Source organism: Nonomuraea sp. NPDC049625, assembly GCF_040675285.1.
Taxonomy (GTDB): Bacteria; Actinomycetota; Actinomycetes; order Streptosporangiales; family Streptosporangiaceae; genus Nonomuraea; species Nonomuraea angiospora_A.
The window spans coordinates 1,436,828-1,451,158 of sequence record NZ_JBFAOQ010000001.1 but is presented as its reverse complement, the minus strand read 5'-3'; the positions used below and the strand labels follow the sequence as shown (position 1 = coordinate 1,451,158).

Below are 14,331 nucleotides of genomic sequence, written 5' to 3'. Positions count from 1 at the left end.
ATGACCGTCGCCCAGGCCGTCGTGCGCTTCCTGGCCCAGCAGTGGAGCGAGCGCGACGGCGTGGAACGCAGGTTCTTCGGCGGCTGCGCCGGCATCTTCGGCCACGGCAACGTGGCCGGGCTCGGCCAGGCGCTGGCCACCTCCACCGAGGACCTCCCCTACCATCTGAGCCGCAACGAGCAGGCCATGGTCCACACGGCCGCCGCCTACGCCCGGGCCAGCAACCGCCTGGCCACCCTGGCCTGCACCACCTCCATCGGCCCCGGCGCGACCAACATGATCACGGGCGCGGCGGGCGCGACGATCAACCGGCTGCCGGTGCTGCTGCTGCCCGGCGACATCTTCTCCACCCGCGTGGCGGGCCCGGTGCTGCAGGAGCTGGAGGACCAGCGCTCGTACGACATCTCGGTCAACGACTGCTTCAAGCCGGTCTCCCGCTACTGGGACCGGATCAACCGCCCCGAGCAGCTCCCGTCGGCGCTGCTGGCCGCCATGCGCGTGCTCACCGACCCGGCCGAGACCGGCGCGGTGACGCTGGCGCTGCCGCAGGACGTGCAGGCGGAGGCCCACGACTGGCCGGAGGAGCTGTTCGCGCGCCGCGTCTGGCACGTCCCCAGGCCGCGCCCCGAGCGGGCCGCCGTGTTCCGGGCGGCCCAGCTGGCCAAGTCGGCCGTGCGCCCGCTGATCGTCGCGGGCGGCGGGACGATCTACAGCGAGGCCACGGAGCAACTGCGGATCTTCGCCGAGACGTACGGCATCCCGGTCGCCGAGACGCAGGCCGGCAAGGGCGCGCTCCCGTACGGGCACCCGCTCGCCGTGGGCGCGATCGGCGCCACCGGCACCACGGCCGCCAACGCGCTGGCCCGCGAGGCCGACCTGATCATCGGCGTGGGCACCCGCTACAGCGACTTCACCACCGCCTCCCGGACGATCTTCGCTCCCGACGCCCGCTTCCTCAACCTCAACATCACCGCCTTCGACGCCGCCAAGCTGTCCGGCCTGCAACTGGTCGGCGACGCCCGCGACGGGCTGGCGGACCTGGTCGAGGCGTTCGCGGGCTGGAGGGGCGCGCCGGAGGACTACCGCGCGCGGGCCGCCGAGCTGACCAGGGAGTGGGACGCGGCGGTGGACCGGGCCTACTCGCTGGAGGGCTCCCCGCTGCCCCAGTCCGCGGTGATCGGCGCGGTCAACGCCGCGGCGGCCGAGGACGGCGTGGTGGTGTGCGCGGCCGGTTCGATGCCCGGCGACCTGCACAAGCTCTGGCGGCCGAGCGGGCCCGGCAACTACCACGTCGAGTACGGCTACTCCTGCATGGGCTACGAGATCGCCGGCGGGCTGGGCGTCAAGATGGCGGTGCCGGAGCGCGAGGTGTTCGTCCTGGTGGGCGATGGCTCGTACCTGATGATGGCCCAGGAGCTGATCACGGCGATCTCCGAGGGGATCAAGCTGGTGGTCGTCCTGGTGGACAACTCCGGGTTCGCCTCCATCGGCCGCCTGTCGGAGAGCGTGGGCGCGGAGCGGCTCGGCACCTCGTACCGGCATCGCGACGGCGGGCCGCTGCCCGTCGACCTGGCCGCCAACGCGGCCAGCCTCGGCGCCACGGTGCTGCGCCCCGAGTCGGTCGCCGACCTGCGCAAGGCGCTCGAGGAGGCCCGCTCGGGTTCCAGGACCACGGTGATCTACGTACGCACCGACCCGATGGCGGACGACGCCCCCTCCTCCGAGGCGTGGTGGGACGTGCCGGTCGCGGAGGTCGGCGGCACGACCGGCGCGGCGCGGGAGACGTACGAGGAGAACAAGCGTTCCCAGCGCCTCCACCTGACGCCGCCCGCCTGACCAGGGTTGCCCCCCATCCCCTCGGGGAAGGCCTCTGACCAGGCACGATAGGGGGGGCAGGGGATGGGGCCGTGGCGGCTGCTCGGTTGGGTCGCGCTGATCGCTGTGGTCGGCTTCTGCCTCAACCAGATCGCCACGGTGGTCATCTCGGTCGTCGTCGGCGTGTTCATCACGGCGCTGCTGCTGCCCCCGGCCCGCTGGCTCAGGTCACGCGGGGTGAGCCGCGCCCTGGCCACCGCGATCGTCTTCGTCGGCGGGATCGTGCTGGCCGGAGGGCTGATCGCGCTGCTGGTGCCGCCCACCATCGACAGCGTCGCGCAACTGCGGGTCAGCCTCACCAGGGTGCTCGACAGCCTGTACGACCTGACCTCCAGGTTCGGGGTCGACCCGCGTAAGCTCGCCGCGCAGGCCAAGGAGTACCTGACCGCCCAGGGCCGCCAGATCGCCACGGGCGCGCTGGCCGGGGTCAGGACCGCGGGCGAGATCGTGGTGGGGGCGGTGGTGGCGTTCGTCCTGTCGGTGTACTTCGTGCACGGCGGCGACCGGCTCTTCCACTGGCTCGTGGAGCTCGCGCCCGTTTCGGCCAGGGCCCGCATCACCGAGACCGGCGTCCTGATCTTCTCCGTGATCGGCCGCTACATCCGCGGGATCGCGATCGTGGGTGCGGTGGACGGGTTCTTCATCGGCCTCGCGCTGTGGATCCTGGGCGTGCCCATCGCGCTGCCGCTGGCGGTGCTGACGTTCGTGGGGGCGTTCCTGCCGATCGTGGGGGCGTTCACGGCGGGGCTGCTGGCCGCGGTGGTGGCGCTCGTGGCCAAGGGCTGGCTGGTGGCGCTGATCGTGGTCGGGGTGACCGTGGCGATACAGCAGATCGAGGGGCACGTGCTGGCGCCGCAGGTCTACGGCAAGGCTCTCGACCTGCCCGGGGTGATCATCCTGGTGGCGATCGCGGTGGGCGGCCTGCTCTGGGGGATCATCGGCGCGTTCCTGGCCGCCCCGGTGACCGCGGTCATCGTGGCCCTGCTGCACAGGCCGCGGGCCGAGCCCGCCCCGGTCACTCTCGCTCCGCCGCGACCTCCTCCAGCGACTCCCGCGACCAGGTGAGCCGCCCGGCCCGCAGGTCGTCGATGACCGCGCGCAGCCACCGGGTCTCCGCGGCCGTCACCTCGCGCAGGTATTCGATCTCCAGCATGGTGATGCGCGGCAGGTCGGCATCGTCGGCCAGGCTCGCCTCCAGCCCGGCCAGCGTTTCGGCGACCGCCCGCTCGCGCCGCTCGAGCGCCGCCGCCAGGTCCTCCGGGGCGAGCATGAGCGCGTTCGCCAGCGCGGCCGGGAACTGCGGGAACTCCTGCCTGGGCGTGGCCAGCATCTCGTCCAGCCACTTGAGCAGCGCCGTCTCGCCCTCGGCGGTGAGCTCGTAGACCGTGCGCTCGGGGTACTGCTGGTCGCGCTCGGTCTCCCGGACGCTGATCAGGCCGGCCTCCAGCAGCCGGTCGATGGTCCGGTAGAGGCCGGCCCGCTGGCCCACGTTGACCACCAGGTCCTTGCCCCACTGCTTGAGCATGCGCTGGATCCCGTACGGATGCAGCGGCTGGTGACGCAGCAGGGCCAGCACGGTCAGGGCGAGCGGCGAGCCACGATCGAGAGCCATGGGCCAATACTAGCCTCAAAATTACTAGTTGACGTGAAACTAGTTTCACTGCAACTATCAACCTCATGAGCGACATCGAACGCATCCACACCGACCACGCCGTCACCCGGCGCCTGGGCAACTGGACCACCGCGGGCCGCTTCGAGATCCGCACCCGCTACGGCCAGACCACCGTCGACCTGCGCTCCCCCGGCCTGCCCGCCGAGATCGAGCTGCGGCTCGACCTCGACCGCGGCGTGGTCAAGCTGCTGGTCCCCGAGGACGCCACCGTCGAGCACCAGGACCTGCGCTGGAGCGGCAGGGGCCAGGTCAAGGACCACCAGGCGCCCGCGGAGAGCTCCGCGCGGCGCATCCGCCTGGTTGGCAGGGCCGCCGGCAGCGAGATCCGCGTCCGCCGCGGCGGCGTCGCGATCATCACCGCGATGTTGTCCCCCGAGTACGCACGCGACGTCCGCCAGGCCCACCGGAACGGCACCCACCCGACCGTCGACGACCCCGCACGCACCCTGGAGAAGGCGTCATGAAGCAGACCCCCGTCCTGATCGTCGGCGGCGGCTACGCCGGCCTCGCCTCGGCCCTCTTCCTCTCCCATCAGGGCGTGCCCTGCCTGCTGGTCGACCGCCACCCCGGCGTGTCGCTCCTGGGCCGGGCCCGGGGGATCAACCCGCGCACCCTCGAGATCTACCGGCCGCTCGGCCTGGACGAACCCGTGAAGGAGGCGGGCCGGCCCTTCGACGAGGAGGCCGGCGTGGCCCGCTGCGCGACGCTGGCGGGCGAGTGGCAGTGGCTGTTCGGCGACGAGTCCCCGCGGGCGCTGCCCGAGCTGACCGCGGGCGAGCTCTGCATGGCCGACCAGAGCACGGTCGAGCCCATCCTGATCGAGGCCGCCCGCGCCAAGGGCGCGGAGCTGTGGTTCGACACGCAGTGCCGGTCGATCGAGCCCGACGCCGACGGCGTGACGGCCGTGGTGGAGGACCGCGCCACCGGCGAGCGGCACACGATCAGGGCCCGGTACGTGATCGGCGCCGACGGCTACGGCGGGGCCACCAGGGAGCGGCTCGGCATCGCCCGCACCGGCCTCGGCCCCCTGCGGCACTTCGTGACCTACGTCATCAAGGCGGACCTGTCGGAGATCATCACCAAGCGGGCCCTGTTCTGGATCGTCGGCGAGCCCGGCGGCGCCGCCTCGGCGGCGTTCGTCTCCCACGCGCTGCCCGACCACTGGGGCCTGTCCCTGCTCTACGACCCGGACAAGGAGTCGCCCGACGACTTCACCGACGAGCGCTGCGTCGCTGCGGCCAAGGCGGTCATCGGCCGCGACGTACCGGTCGAGATCGTCAGCAAGGCGTCCTGGACGGAGGCGGTCGGCGTGGCCGACAGCTACCGCTCCGGCCGGGTCTTCCTCGTCGGTGACGCCGCGCACGTGTGGCCGCCCGCCCAGGGACTGGGGGCCAACTCGGCCGTCCAGGACGCGCACAACCTGGCCTGGAAGCTCGCCGCCGTGCTCGCGGGGCGGGCCTCGGACGCGCTGCTCGACACGTACGAGGCCGAGCGCCGCCCGGTGGCGCTGGAGCTGGCCGACGTGACCGTGCGCAGCCAGGCCGCCAGGTTCGGCTCCGGCCCGGAGGACGACCTGGTGGACCCGGTCACGTGCGTCCTCGGGCAGCGGTACGCGTCCACGGCGATGGCCGGGACCCCGCCCGAGTCGGTGTTCGGCGACGGGGTCTCACGACACGCCCTTCCCGGCACCCGGGCCCCGCACCTCTGGCTCTCCCTCGACGGGCGGCGGATCGGCGTCCACGACCTGTTCCACGACTCGTTCGTGCTGCTGTGCGGGCCCGGCGGGGAGGAGTGGGCGCGGGTGGCGGTCGAGGGCGTCCGGGTGTACCGGGTGGGGTCGGAGCTGGTCGACGTCGAGGGGCACTGGGAGTCGCGGTACGGCTGCGACGCCGTCCTGGTGCGCCCGGACGGCTACGTGGCCTGGCGCTCGGACGATTCGGCGAGCGAGGACGACCCGGCGGCCCGCCTGACAGCCACCCTCCGCCAGATCCTCCACTGACCCCGCCGACCCTCACCGGCCCGCGCGGGGAGCGGGAGGGTCAGAGGAGCAGCTCCAGCTCCAGCTCGTGCCGGATCGGGATGCCGTCGGCCTCGGCGGGAATGCCCGGCTTGAGGTCCCGTGCCCGGTCCACGCCGTTGCGGCGCAGGGCGATCAGGTCGAACCCGTACCGCTGGTAGAACCGCAGGGCGTGCGTGTTGTCGTTGGTGGTGACCAGCCAGAGCCTGGCCGCCCCGGCCTCGGCCGCGACGGCGCGCACCGCGTCCAGCAGCGCCGCCCCCACTCCCCTGCCGGGCACCACCGCGTCGATCGTGATGATCTCCACGGAGTCGCCACGCCGGGCGTACGTGATGATCCCGGCCGGCTCGCCCTCGATCTCGGCGATGAAGCCCGGCTGCGCGGCCGCGTCGACCAGCTCGCCGCGGCCCAGGGCCACCACGGTCGAGCCGCCCCAGCTCTCGGTCAGCACCCGGGTCACGTACGCGAGATCTTGCGGCTCGATGGGACGCACGGATATCGCCATGTCCCTCATTATGAGATCTATGCGATGGGTAACGTTCGACTGCTTCGGAACACTTGTCGACTGGCGGCACGGCATCCGCACCAGCGCCGAGCTGATCGCGCCGGGTCAGGGGGCGCGGCTGCTGGAGGCGTACAACCGGCACGAGCACGTCGTGCAGGCCGAGTCCCCGGCACTCCGCTACCGCCACGTGATGGCCGAGGCGCTCCGCAGGGCCTGCGCCGACGAGAAGGTGGAGCTGAACGAGGACGACGCCCAGGTGCTGGGCACGACGATCCCGTACTGGCCGGTGTTCCCCGAGGTGGGCGCCGAACTGTCGGCGCTGCGCGGCGCGGGCTGGCGCCTGGCGCTACTCACCAACTGCGACCGCGACCTCATCGCCGGGACGCGGCGGCGGCTGCCCGTGGCGTTCGACGCGGTGCTGACGTCGGAGGACGTGGGCGCGTACAAGCCCGCCGACGCGCACTTCGAGACGTTCAGGCGCTCGTACGAGCCCACTCAATGGGTGCACGTGGCGCAGAGCTACTTCCACGACATGGTCCTCGCCCACCGCCTCGGCATCCCGCGCGTGTGGATCAACCGCCAGGGCGAGCGGCCCGCCGACGAGAAGATCATCCAGCAGCGGCTGCCCGACCTCGGCGGGCTGCTCTCCGTGGTCGAGAACGCCTAACGGCGCTGCTCCAGCACGTCCGCGATGCCGGCCAGGAAGGAGTCCACGTCCGCGATGAGGTAGCCGGACCGGAACAGCACCGTCGAGAACTTCGCCGCCCGCACCTCCTTGGCCGTCACCGGGAAGTCGGTCGTCCCGCGCAGGGTGGCCACGATGCGGTCCAGGAAGGCGTCGATCTCGTCCTCGTTGTAGCCGGTGCCCATGCGACCCGGGCGGAAGGCCACCCGTTCGACGCGGGCCGCCTGGGTCTCGAACCACTCCTCGCGCAGCATCTCGCCGGTCGGCTCGGCCATGGCGAGGCGTACCGGCCGCTTGGCCTGGGTCTCCAGCGCCACCACGAACGCCTCCAGGGCGAAGTCGACCGCGGTCTCGACATATCCGCCACGCTTAGCTCGGAACGTGGCCCGTCGCACGTCGTCCGCGCTGACGGGCTCCACGGTGGGCATGCCCCTGCCCAGGGTCGACTCGATCCGCCCGATCAGGGCGTCGACTTCGGCGGGGTCATAGCCTGAACGCATACCCATGACGCGTGGAAAGCGATTCAAGCCCACTCCTCTTGAGAACGTGCTGGGGGCGTCTCCATTGTGGGGCTCTTTATGCTAGCGATGCGACCCGACATATAGCGTTACGAGACCATGCGTCTGTCCAAGGTCTCCTTCCGCTACCGAAGACGTGATCCTTTCGTCATCGAAGACGTCGACACCCAGCTCGCCCCCGGCGATGTGATCGAGCTGACCGGCGTGAACGGGGCAGGCAAGTCGACTCTGCTCCGCCTCCTCGCGGGCCTCACCCGGCCCACGACCGGCACGATCGCCGGGCGTCCCGAGGTGGTCGGCTTCGCTCCCGACCGCTTCCCGACCGCCCAGCCGTTCACGGTCACGGCCTATCTGCGCCACATGTCCCGGGTACGCGGGGGCGCCCGCTGGGAGCCGTGGGCCGAGCGCCTGAACATGGGCCACCTCCTCACCGTCGCCCTGGGCGAGCTGTCGAAGGGCAGCGCGCACAAGGTCGGCCTGGTCCAGGCGCTGATGTCGGAGCCCGGGCTGCTGATCCTGGACGAGCCGTTCGCCGGGCTCGACGTGGACACCCGTGAAGCGCTCCCTTCGATCGCCGGCGAGGTGGCGGGCCGCGGCGGCATGGTCATCGTCAGCGACCACCAGGGCGGCCTGCGCTCGCTGCCCGGGATACGCCATTGGTCGCTGGTGGACGGCCGCCTCAAGGAGAGCACGACGGCGCCCGGCCTCGAACCGGTCGAGGACAGGGGGACGGTCGTGGCCGTCACGGTGCCCGCGTCCGAAGTCCACCACTTCCTCGCCAGGATGCGCGGCGAGGGTTACCTGGCCCGCGAGATCGAGGAGTCCGGATGATCGCCCTGGCCACGTTCCGGCTGGCCGCCTACATCCGTTCGCACCGCATGTTCCAGGCGCTCCTTCTGGCCTTCGCCATGCTGGCGATCCTCTACGGCAGCCGGGCGCCGCGCGGCGGCGAGGCCTCGGCCCTCACGGACGGCGCCGTACTGATCATCCCCATCCTGGCCTGGGCGACCAGGAGCCTCCTCGACACCGAGCCCGACCGGCAGCGCGAGCTGTCCGCGATCCAGGTGGGCGGGCGGGGCAAGGAGGTGGCGGCGGGGTTGATGGCGGCGTTCGTGACATGTGTGGCGTTCGCGGCGCTCGGCATGGGCGCGGCGCTCCTGCTCGGCGTGAGCCAGGCTCCATCGCGCGGCGTGCTGGCCGCCGCTCTCGTCCTGAACGCCCTGGCCGCGCTCACCGGCACCGCGCTGGGCGCCCTCACCAGCCGCGCGGTCATCAGCTCCCCCGCGCTTTCGATCATGGGGCTGCTGCTGGGGTTCCTGGCGATGCTGCTGCTCAGCTCCTCTCCCCTGCACTGGCTCACCGTCCCGCTCATCGCCTGGATGAAGGCGGCGAACGGGGGTCACCTCCTCGACCAGCTCCCCGAACTCGGCGCCATCACCCTGGTGTGGTGCCTGATCGGCCTGGGGACGTACGTGTGGCTCCGGCGTAGGGTAGGTTAGTGAGCACTTACTCACCCTAGAGGAGACGACGATGAAAATGATCTGCCTGGGTGACAGCATCACCCGCGCACAGGTGAGCGCCGACTACGTGGCCATGCTCCGCTCCCGGCTGCCCGAGGCGACCGTGATCAACGCCGGGGTCAACTACGAGCCGTCGTCGGAGACGGTCAAGCGGCTCGACGACGTCGTGAGCCAGGATCCCGACGTGGTGACCGTACTGATCGGCACGAACGACGCGAACTCCACGCTCAGCGGGACGCTCGCCAAGACCCTGCGCAAGCGCTGGAAACTCTCCGCGGACCCCACTCCGGAGGCCTACGCCGCAAACCTCACCACCATCGCCCGCCGCCTCCAGGACGAGACGATGGCCCGGGTGGCGATGCTCTCCCTGCCCGTCATCGGCGAGGAGCTCGACTCGGTCTCGGTGCGGCGGGCCGCCGAGTACAGCGAGATCGTCCGGCGGGTCGCGGCGGCCGAGGGTGTCACGTACCTGCCGCTCAACGAGCGGATGACGGCTTACCTGGAGGAGCGGGGCCGGGCTCCCGGCATCCGCTACCAGGCGGAGGGGCGGCTGGCGCAGACCGCCGCGATGCAGCACTTCCTGCTCGGCCGCAGCCTGGACGCCATCTCCAAGGGCCGAGGCCTCCAGCTCACCACGGACAACATCCACCTGAACAGCAGGGGCGCCGCCATGATCGCCGACCTGATCGAAGGCTTCGCCGCCCGCTCGATCGCACCCCACTAGCCCCGTTCCGCCCGGGGGAGCTCTTGGCGGGTGGGTTATTCGGCGGCCGCGAGCTGGCCGCAGGCGCCGTCGATCTCGCGGCCGCGCGTGTCGCGTACCGTCACGGGCACGCCGTGGAACTCCAGCCGCCGCACGAACGCCCGCTCGTCCTCAGGCCGGGAAGCCGTCCACTTCGATCCCGGGGTCGGGTTGAGCGGGATCAGGTTGACGTGCACGAGCTTGTTCCGGACCAGCTTGCCGAGCAGGTCGGCCCGCCACTCCTGGTCGTTGATGTCCTTGATCAGCGCGTACTCGATCGAGACCCGCCGCTTGGTCTTCGCCGCGTACGCCCACGCCGCGTCGAGGACCTCGGACACCTTCCACCGCGTGTTGATCGGCACCAGCGTGTCACGCAGCTCGTCGTCGGGCGCGTGCAGCGACAGCGCCAGCGTGACGGGCAGCCCCTCGTCGGCGAGCTTGCCGATCGCGGGCACCAGCCCGACGGTGGAGACGGTGACGCCCCGGGCCGAGATGCCCAGCCCGTGCGGCGCGGGCTCCACCAGCCGCCGCACCGCCCCGATGACCTGCTTGTAGTTGGCCAGCGGCTCTCCCATGCCCATGAACACGACGTTGTTCACCCGGCCGGGCCCGCCGGGCACCTCGCCGGCCGCCAGCGCCCGGGCGCCGGCGACGACCTGCTCGACGATCTCGGCGGTGGACATGTTGCGGGTGAGGCCGGCCTGGCCGGTGGCGCAGAAGGGGCAGTTCATGCCGCAGCCGGCCTGCGAGGACACGCACATCGTGACCCGGTCGGGATAGCGCATGAGCACCGACTCGACCAGCGCCCCGTCGAACAGCCGCCACAGCGTCTTACGCGTGGTGCCCCGGTCGGTGGTCATCTCCCTGACCGAGGTCAGCAGGTCGGGCAGGAGCGCGGCCAGCTTCTCGCGGGAGGCCGCCGGCAGGTCGGTCATCGCGCCGACGTCGGTGGTGAGCCGCTCGAAGTAGTGGCGCGAGAGCTGGTCGGCGCGGAACGCCTTCTCGCCCAGCTCGGTGACCGCGGCCCGCCGGTCGGCCATCGACAGGTCGGCCAGGTGCCGTGCGGGCTTGGCCCGCCGGGGCGCGACGAAGGTGAGCTGGCCTGGGGGCTGGGACACGTTCCTGCCTTTGCTTTGAGTGGCTGTCAATCAGGGTAATGAACGTTCGGATCGGAGGTGGCATTCCTGGTTACGGTACGGCTCGCATCGTGGCTGCCACCGGATCTACAGTCATCACGTATGGCGATTTTTCGGTCGGCATCTGGCGAGGGTGGCGCCGAGGTCGTTCTCGCCGCCGGTAACCCGTACGGCAGCCGGACGCTCGTGGTCGAGCGTGACGAGGACTCCTCGGTAGCTTACCTGTGCTCGCCCGACGGCACGGTGCACGGCGCCGTCTGGCTGGCCAACCATCGCCCCGCCCCGGCGGTGGTCGACCTGGCCCGCATCAACGCCGGCCTGCCGCCGCTGATGCCCAGGGCCAACACCCTCCACCCGGACGGCCGCAGGCCGCTCGGGCAGCTCACCGCGCTGTGGTTCGAGGAGGGGGACGGGGTCGCCCTGTACGAGGACGAGGAGCTGCTGGCGGTCATCCCCGGCTGGGCCGACATGAGCAGGGGCATGCCCGGCTACGCCCGCGACGCGGTGGGCGAGTCGCCGTTCGCGTGGGCGCTGTCTGAGGCTCTCGAAGGGCTGCAGCCCCGCCTCTCCAACGCCAGGTCCTACTGGGGCTGGCGGCACAGCGAGGGGTCGTGGCCGTCGTTCCAGCAGTTCGTGATGGGGCATCTGGACGGGGCGCTCGGTCCCGCGGGACGCTATTGGGACGCCAGCGGCGAGCGGCTGCCGACCGTCGGCATCACCGAACGGCCGCCGCATCAGGGCCGCGCCTACACCGTGCTGTCCACGGTGGGGATGAGCTGCCAGCGCATGCCCACGGTCGAGCAGTGGATCGACAAGCCGGGCGCGTACGCCAGGATCGAGCTGGCCGTGGCCACCCGCGAGGACCCGCGCGACGCGGCGCTGCTGCTGGTGTGGCTGTCGCAGTATCCGTGGCACTCGGTCACGTGGCTCGGCCACGGGCACACGGCGAAGTGGTATCACGAGCCTTCGACGTTCCCGTTGGGGCCGCGGTATTCGGGGGTCCTGATGCTGGCCAACGCACCCCACATGCCAGACATGTCAGGATTCGCGTTCGGGGGTGAGGCCGTACGGTGGCTCTGGCTCTCACCGGTCACCACCGAGACGCTGGAGGCGCAGCAGCGGTAGCTAGAAGAACAGCGTCATCAGCAGCCAGACCGGCACCAGCGTCGTCACCAGCGAGTCGAGCCGGTCCATCAGACCGCCGTGGCCGGGCAGGATCGTGCCCAGGTCCTTGATGCCGAGATCCCGCTTGATCATCGACTCGATCAGGTCGCCCACGGTGGCCAGCACCGCCGCCAGCGCGCCGATCAGCGCGCCCTGCCAGATGGCGCCGTGCATGAGCCAGACCACCAGCCACGCCCCGACGGCCGTGCACGCGATCACCGACCCGGCGAGCCCCTCCCAGGTCTTCTTCGGGCTGATCGCCGTCATCTTGTGCCGGCCGAACAGCACGCCCGCGAAGTAGCCGCCGATGTCGCTGGCCACGGTCACCGCGATGAAGATCAGCACCCGGTGGTCGCCGTCGTGGAGCCGCAGCATCATGGGCACGAACGCCGCGAGCATGGCGGGATAGAACAGCGTGAGCACCGAGGCCGACGCGTCCCGTACGTAACCGTCGGTCCCGTCGCTGAACATGCGCCAGACCAGGAGCACCAACGCGAACACCGCGAACGTGGCCAGCAGCCACGTCGGCCCGCCCCAGTACGCGCCCGCATGCATCGCCACCAGGCCCGCGAGCACCGGCACGGCGGGCACCTTGATCCCACGCGTGGCGAAGGCCTTGATCAGCTCCATCGCGCCGACGCTCACGGCAGCGGCGACCACCGGGAGGAACAGCTCCTTGATCGTGTAGATCGTGCCGATGACCAGCGCGCCCAGCACCACACCGACCGCGATCGCGGCGGGCAGGTTCCTTCCGGTACGGCCGCCGCCGCTCGAGCTGGTGTCAGCCGTACGTTCTTCCACAGAGTTTCTCCAAGAGCCACGGCCCCCGCCACTCGGGGCGAGGGCCGTTCAAGACCCGCTACCTGCGGCGGCCAGCCCAACGCGACCACCGCAGGCCCAAGCCGCTACCCACGACGACCGCCGCAGGCACGAACCTCTTACCCACGACAACCCGCCGCAGGCACGAACCCCTTACCCACGACAACCCGCCGCAGGCACGAACCGCCGCCTACGACGACCCGCGGAAGTGCGAACCACCGCCCGCGACGACCCGCCGTAGGCGCGAACCGCCGCCTGCGGCGGCCGGCCCAACGCGACCACCGTAGGCCTGCTGCCTGCGGCGGCCCATCGTACGCGGTCCGCCGTGCGGCGTGCCGCTCAGACTTCGAGCAGCTCGGCTTCCTTGTGCTTGAGCAGCTCGTCGATCTTCGCGACGTGCTTCTGGGTGAGGTCGTCGAGCTCCTTCTCGGCCCGCCTGACCTCGTCCTCCCCCGCCTCGCCGTCCTTGATCATCTTGTCGAGGACTTCCTTGGCGGAGCGGCGGATGTTGCGCACCGACACCTTGGCATGCTCGCCCTTGTTCCTGGCGACCTTGATGTACTCCTTGCGCCGCTCCTCGGAGAGCTCCGGGAACGTCACGCGGATCACCTGGCCGTCGTCGGTGGGGTTGACACCGAGGTCGGAGTCGCGGATGGCCTTCTCGATGGCGCCCATCGAACTCTTGTCGAAAGGCTGGATGAGCACCATGCGCGCCTCCGGCACATGGAACGACGCCAGCTGCTGGATCGGCGTCGGCGTGCCGTAGTACTCGGCGTTGATCTTGTTGAACATCGAGGGGGTGACGCGGCCCGTACGGATGGTCGCGAAGTCCTCCTTCGCGACCGAGACGGCCTTGTCCATTTTTTCCTCGGCTTCGAGGAGGGTTTCGTCGATCACAGCGGCTCCCTGTCTTCTAGCTGGCGGTGTCGGGCTCGCTCCCTCATTTGCCTGCGGGACTCACCAGCGTGCCGATTTTCTCACCGCGTACCGCTCGCAGGATGTTGCCCTCGCCCATGAGGTCGAAGACCACGATCGGCAGGTCGTTGTCCTTGCACAGGCTGATCGCGGTGGCGTCCATGACAGCGAGGTCGCGGAGCAGCACCTCGCCGTAATCAAGGTGGTCGAACCTGACCGCATCCGGATTTTTGCGTGGATCGGAGTCGTAGATCCCGTCCACCTGCGTTCCCTTGAGCAGCGCCTCCGCGCCGATCTCCAGGGCCCTCTGGGACGCCGCGGTGTCGGTGGAGAAGTACGGCGAGCCGAGCCCCGCGCCGAAGATGACCACGCGCCCCTTCTCGAGGTGCCTGATCGCGCGGCGCGGCAGGAACGGCTCGGCTACCTGCTGCATGGTGATGGCGGTCTGGACGCGCGTCTCGACGCCCCGCCGCTCGAGGAAGTCCTGTAGGGCCAGGCAGTTGATGACCGTGCCGAGCATGCCCATGTAGTCGGCTCTGGCGCGGTCGATGCCTCCTTGCGACAGGGTGGCGCCGCGGAACATGTTGCCGCCGCCGACCACGACCGCGACCTGTACGCCTTCCTTGACGGCCTCGGCGATCGAATCGGCCAGATGATCGACGATCACCGGATCGATGCCCAGCGGCTCGCTACCGGCGAACGCCTCTCCTGACAACTTCAGCATCACCCGCTTCCATCTGAGCGGGTTGTGCGGATTTTGAGA

General features: G+C 70.8%; 16 protein-coding genes. 9 read left to right on the top strand and 7 right to left on the bottom strand.

The annotated features are described in order from the left end of the window. The gene (gene iolD, locus AB0J87_RS07025) at positions 1–1,836 is read left to right on the top strand and encodes a 3D-(3,5/4)-trihydroxycyclohexane-1,2-dione acylhydrolase (decyclizing) (protein ID WP_363963115.1); all 1,836 of its coding nucleotides are present in this window, start codon (positions 1–3) and stop codon (positions 1,834–1,836) included. A gap of 63 nt (positions 1,837–1,899) precedes the next feature. Continuing rightward, positions 1,900–2,940 (top strand): AI-2E family transporter, encoded by a 1,041-nt coding sequence (locus AB0J87_RS07020; protein WP_363962975.1) that lies wholly within the window; start codon positions 1,900–1,902, stop codon positions 2,938–2,940. Here AB0J87_RS07020 and AB0J87_RS07015 read toward each other — a convergent pair. After that, entirely contained in the window at positions 2,891–3,487 is a 597-nt protein-coding gene (locus tag AB0J87_RS07015; RefSeq protein WP_363962974.1) for a PadR family transcriptional regulator, read from the bottom strand. The genes AB0J87_RS07020 and AB0J87_RS07015 overlap by 50 nt on opposite strands. Before the next feature lie 65 nt (positions 3,488–3,552). Here AB0J87_RS07015 and AB0J87_RS07010 point away from each other — a divergent pair, with 65 nt between their 5' ends. Continuing rightward, complete coding sequence (locus AB0J87_RS07010; RefSeq protein WP_363962972.1) at positions 3,553–4,011, top strand: hypothetical protein; 459 nt, start codon at positions 3,553–3,555, stop codon at positions 4,009–4,011. Beyond that, positions 4,008–5,546: an FAD-dependent monooxygenase gene (locus AB0J87_RS07005; RefSeq protein WP_363962970.1), complete on the top strand. Its 1,539-nt coding sequence runs from the start codon at positions 4,008–4,010 to the stop codon at positions 5,544–5,546. Before AB0J87_RS07010 ends, AB0J87_RS07005 begins: the two co-directional genes overlap by 4 nt. Before the next feature lie 40 nt (positions 5,547–5,586). Here the strand turns inward: AB0J87_RS07005 and AB0J87_RS07000 are convergent, their stop codons facing one another. Then, positions 5,587–6,069, bottom strand: coding sequence for a GNAT family N-acetyltransferase (locus AB0J87_RS07000; protein WP_363962968.1), 483 nt, complete (start codon positions 6,067–6,069; stop codon positions 5,587–5,589). A gap of 19 nt (positions 6,070–6,088) precedes the next feature. Between AB0J87_RS07000 and AB0J87_RS06995 the strand changes: the two genes are divergently transcribed. Then, entirely contained in the window at positions 6,089–6,736 is a 648-nt protein-coding gene (locus tag AB0J87_RS06995) for an HAD family hydrolase (RefSeq protein WP_363962966.1), read from the top strand. Here AB0J87_RS06995 and AB0J87_RS06990 read toward each other — a convergent pair. Next, positions 6,733–7,287, bottom strand: coding sequence for a DivIVA domain-containing protein (locus AB0J87_RS06990; RefSeq protein ID WP_350739033.1), 555 nt, complete (start codon positions 7,285–7,287; stop codon positions 6,733–6,735). The two genes, AB0J87_RS06995 and AB0J87_RS06990, sit on opposite strands and share 4 nt — an antisense overlap. Before the next feature lie 84 nt (positions 7,288–7,371). Here AB0J87_RS06990 and AB0J87_RS06985 point away from each other — a divergent pair, with 84 nt between their 5' ends. Genes AB0J87_RS06985 through AB0J87_RS06975 form a run of 3 tightly spaced genes read left to right on the top strand, consistent with a single transcriptional unit; the run spans position 7,372 to position 9,516 of the window. Further along, positions 7,372–8,103: an ATP-binding cassette domain-containing protein gene (locus tag AB0J87_RS06985; protein ID WP_363962964.1), complete on the top strand. Its 732-nt coding sequence runs from the start codon at positions 7,372–7,374 to the stop codon at positions 8,101–8,103. Further along, positions 8,100–8,771: a hypothetical protein gene (locus AB0J87_RS06980; RefSeq protein ID WP_363962962.1), complete on the top strand. Its 672-nt coding sequence runs from the start codon at positions 8,100–8,102 to the stop codon at positions 8,769–8,771. Before AB0J87_RS06985 ends, AB0J87_RS06980 begins: the two co-directional genes overlap by 4 nt. Before the next feature lie 31 nt (positions 8,772–8,802). Continuing rightward, positions 8,803–9,516 (top strand): SGNH/GDSL hydrolase family protein, encoded by a 714-nt coding sequence (locus tag AB0J87_RS06975; protein WP_363962960.1) that lies wholly within the window; start codon positions 8,803–8,805, stop codon positions 9,514–9,516. A gap of 35 nt (positions 9,517–9,551) precedes the next feature. Here AB0J87_RS06975 and rlmN read toward each other — a convergent pair whose 3' ends face one another. Continuing rightward, a complete protein-coding gene (gene rlmN / locus AB0J87_RS06970) occupies positions 9,552–10,652 on the bottom strand; it encodes a 23S rRNA (adenine(2503)-C(2))-methyltransferase RlmN (protein WP_363962958.1) in 1,101 nt (366 codons plus the stop codon). Between the two features lie 120 nt (positions 10,653–10,772). Between rlmN and AB0J87_RS06965 the strand changes: the two genes are divergently transcribed. Continuing rightward, entirely contained in the window at positions 10,773–11,795 is a 1,023-nt protein-coding gene (locus AB0J87_RS06965; RefSeq protein ID WP_363962956.1) for a suppressor of fused domain protein, read from the top strand. Here AB0J87_RS06965 and AB0J87_RS06960 read toward each other — a convergent pair whose 3' ends face one another. The 3 genes from AB0J87_RS06960 to pyrH form a co-directional block, all read right to left on the bottom strand. Next, entirely contained in the window at positions 11,796–12,635 is an 840-nt protein-coding gene (locus AB0J87_RS06960; protein WP_363962954.1) for a phosphatidate cytidylyltransferase, read from the bottom strand. Between the two features lie 357 nt (positions 12,636–12,992). Then, on the bottom strand, positions 12,993–13,550 hold the full coding sequence (gene frr / locus AB0J87_RS06955; protein WP_192790776.1) for a ribosome recycling factor: 558 nt from the start codon (positions 13,548–13,550) through the stop codon (positions 12,993–12,995). A gap of 43 nt (positions 13,551–13,593) precedes the next feature. Next, positions 13,594–14,292, bottom strand: coding sequence for a UMP kinase (gene pyrH / locus AB0J87_RS06950; RefSeq protein ID WP_219912434.1), 699 nt, complete (start codon positions 14,290–14,292; stop codon positions 13,594–13,596). Between the last annotated feature and the right edge of the window lie 39 nt (positions 14,293–14,331).

What these genes read in the sequence shown, in the direction of transcription:
- iolD (WP_363963115.1), top strand. Translation starts at nt 1, where the DNA reads ATGACCGTCGCCCAGGCCGTCGTGCGCTTCCTGGCCCAGCAGTGGAGC.
- AB0J87_RS07020 (WP_363962975.1), top strand. Translation starts at nt 1,900, where the DNA reads ATGGGGCCGTGGCGGCTGCTCGGTTGGGTCGCGCTGATCGCTGTGGTC.
- AB0J87_RS07015 (WP_363962974.1), bottom strand. Translation starts at nt 3,487, where the DNA reads ATGGCTCTCGATCGTGGCTCGCCGCTCGCCCTGACCGTGCTGGCCCTG.
- AB0J87_RS07010 (WP_363962972.1), top strand. Translation starts at nt 3,553, where the DNA reads ATGAGCGACATCGAACGCATCCACACCGACCACGCCGTCACCCGGCGC.
- AB0J87_RS07005 (WP_363962970.1), top strand. Translation starts at nt 4,008, where the DNA reads ATGAAGCAGACCCCCGTCCTGATCGTCGGCGGCGGCTACGCCGGCCTC.
- AB0J87_RS07000 (WP_363962968.1), bottom strand. Translation starts at nt 6,069, where the DNA reads ATGGCGATATCCGTGCGTCCCATCGAGCCGCAAGATCTCGCGTACGTG.
- AB0J87_RS06995 (WP_363962966.1), top strand. Translation starts at nt 6,089, where the DNA reads ATGCGATGGGTAACGTTCGACTGCTTCGGAACACTTGTCGACTGGCGG.
- AB0J87_RS06985 (WP_363962964.1), top strand. Translation starts at nt 7,372, where the DNA reads ATGCGTCTGTCCAAGGTCTCCTTCCGCTACCGAAGACGTGATCCTTTC.
- AB0J87_RS06980 (WP_363962962.1), top strand. Translation starts at nt 8,100, where the DNA reads ATGATCGCCCTGGCCACGTTCCGGCTGGCCGCCTACATCCGTTCGCAC.
- AB0J87_RS06975 (WP_363962960.1), top strand. Translation starts at nt 8,803, where the DNA reads ATGAAAATGATCTGCCTGGGTGACAGCATCACCCGCGCACAGGTGAGC.
- AB0J87_RS06965 (WP_363962956.1), top strand. Translation starts at nt 10,773, where the DNA reads ATGGCGATTTTTCGGTCGGCATCTGGCGAGGGTGGCGCCGAGGTCGTT.
- pyrH (WP_219912434.1), bottom strand. Translation starts at nt 14,292, where the DNA reads ATGCTGAAGTTGTCAGGAGAGGCGTTCGCCGGTAGCGAGCCGCTGGGC.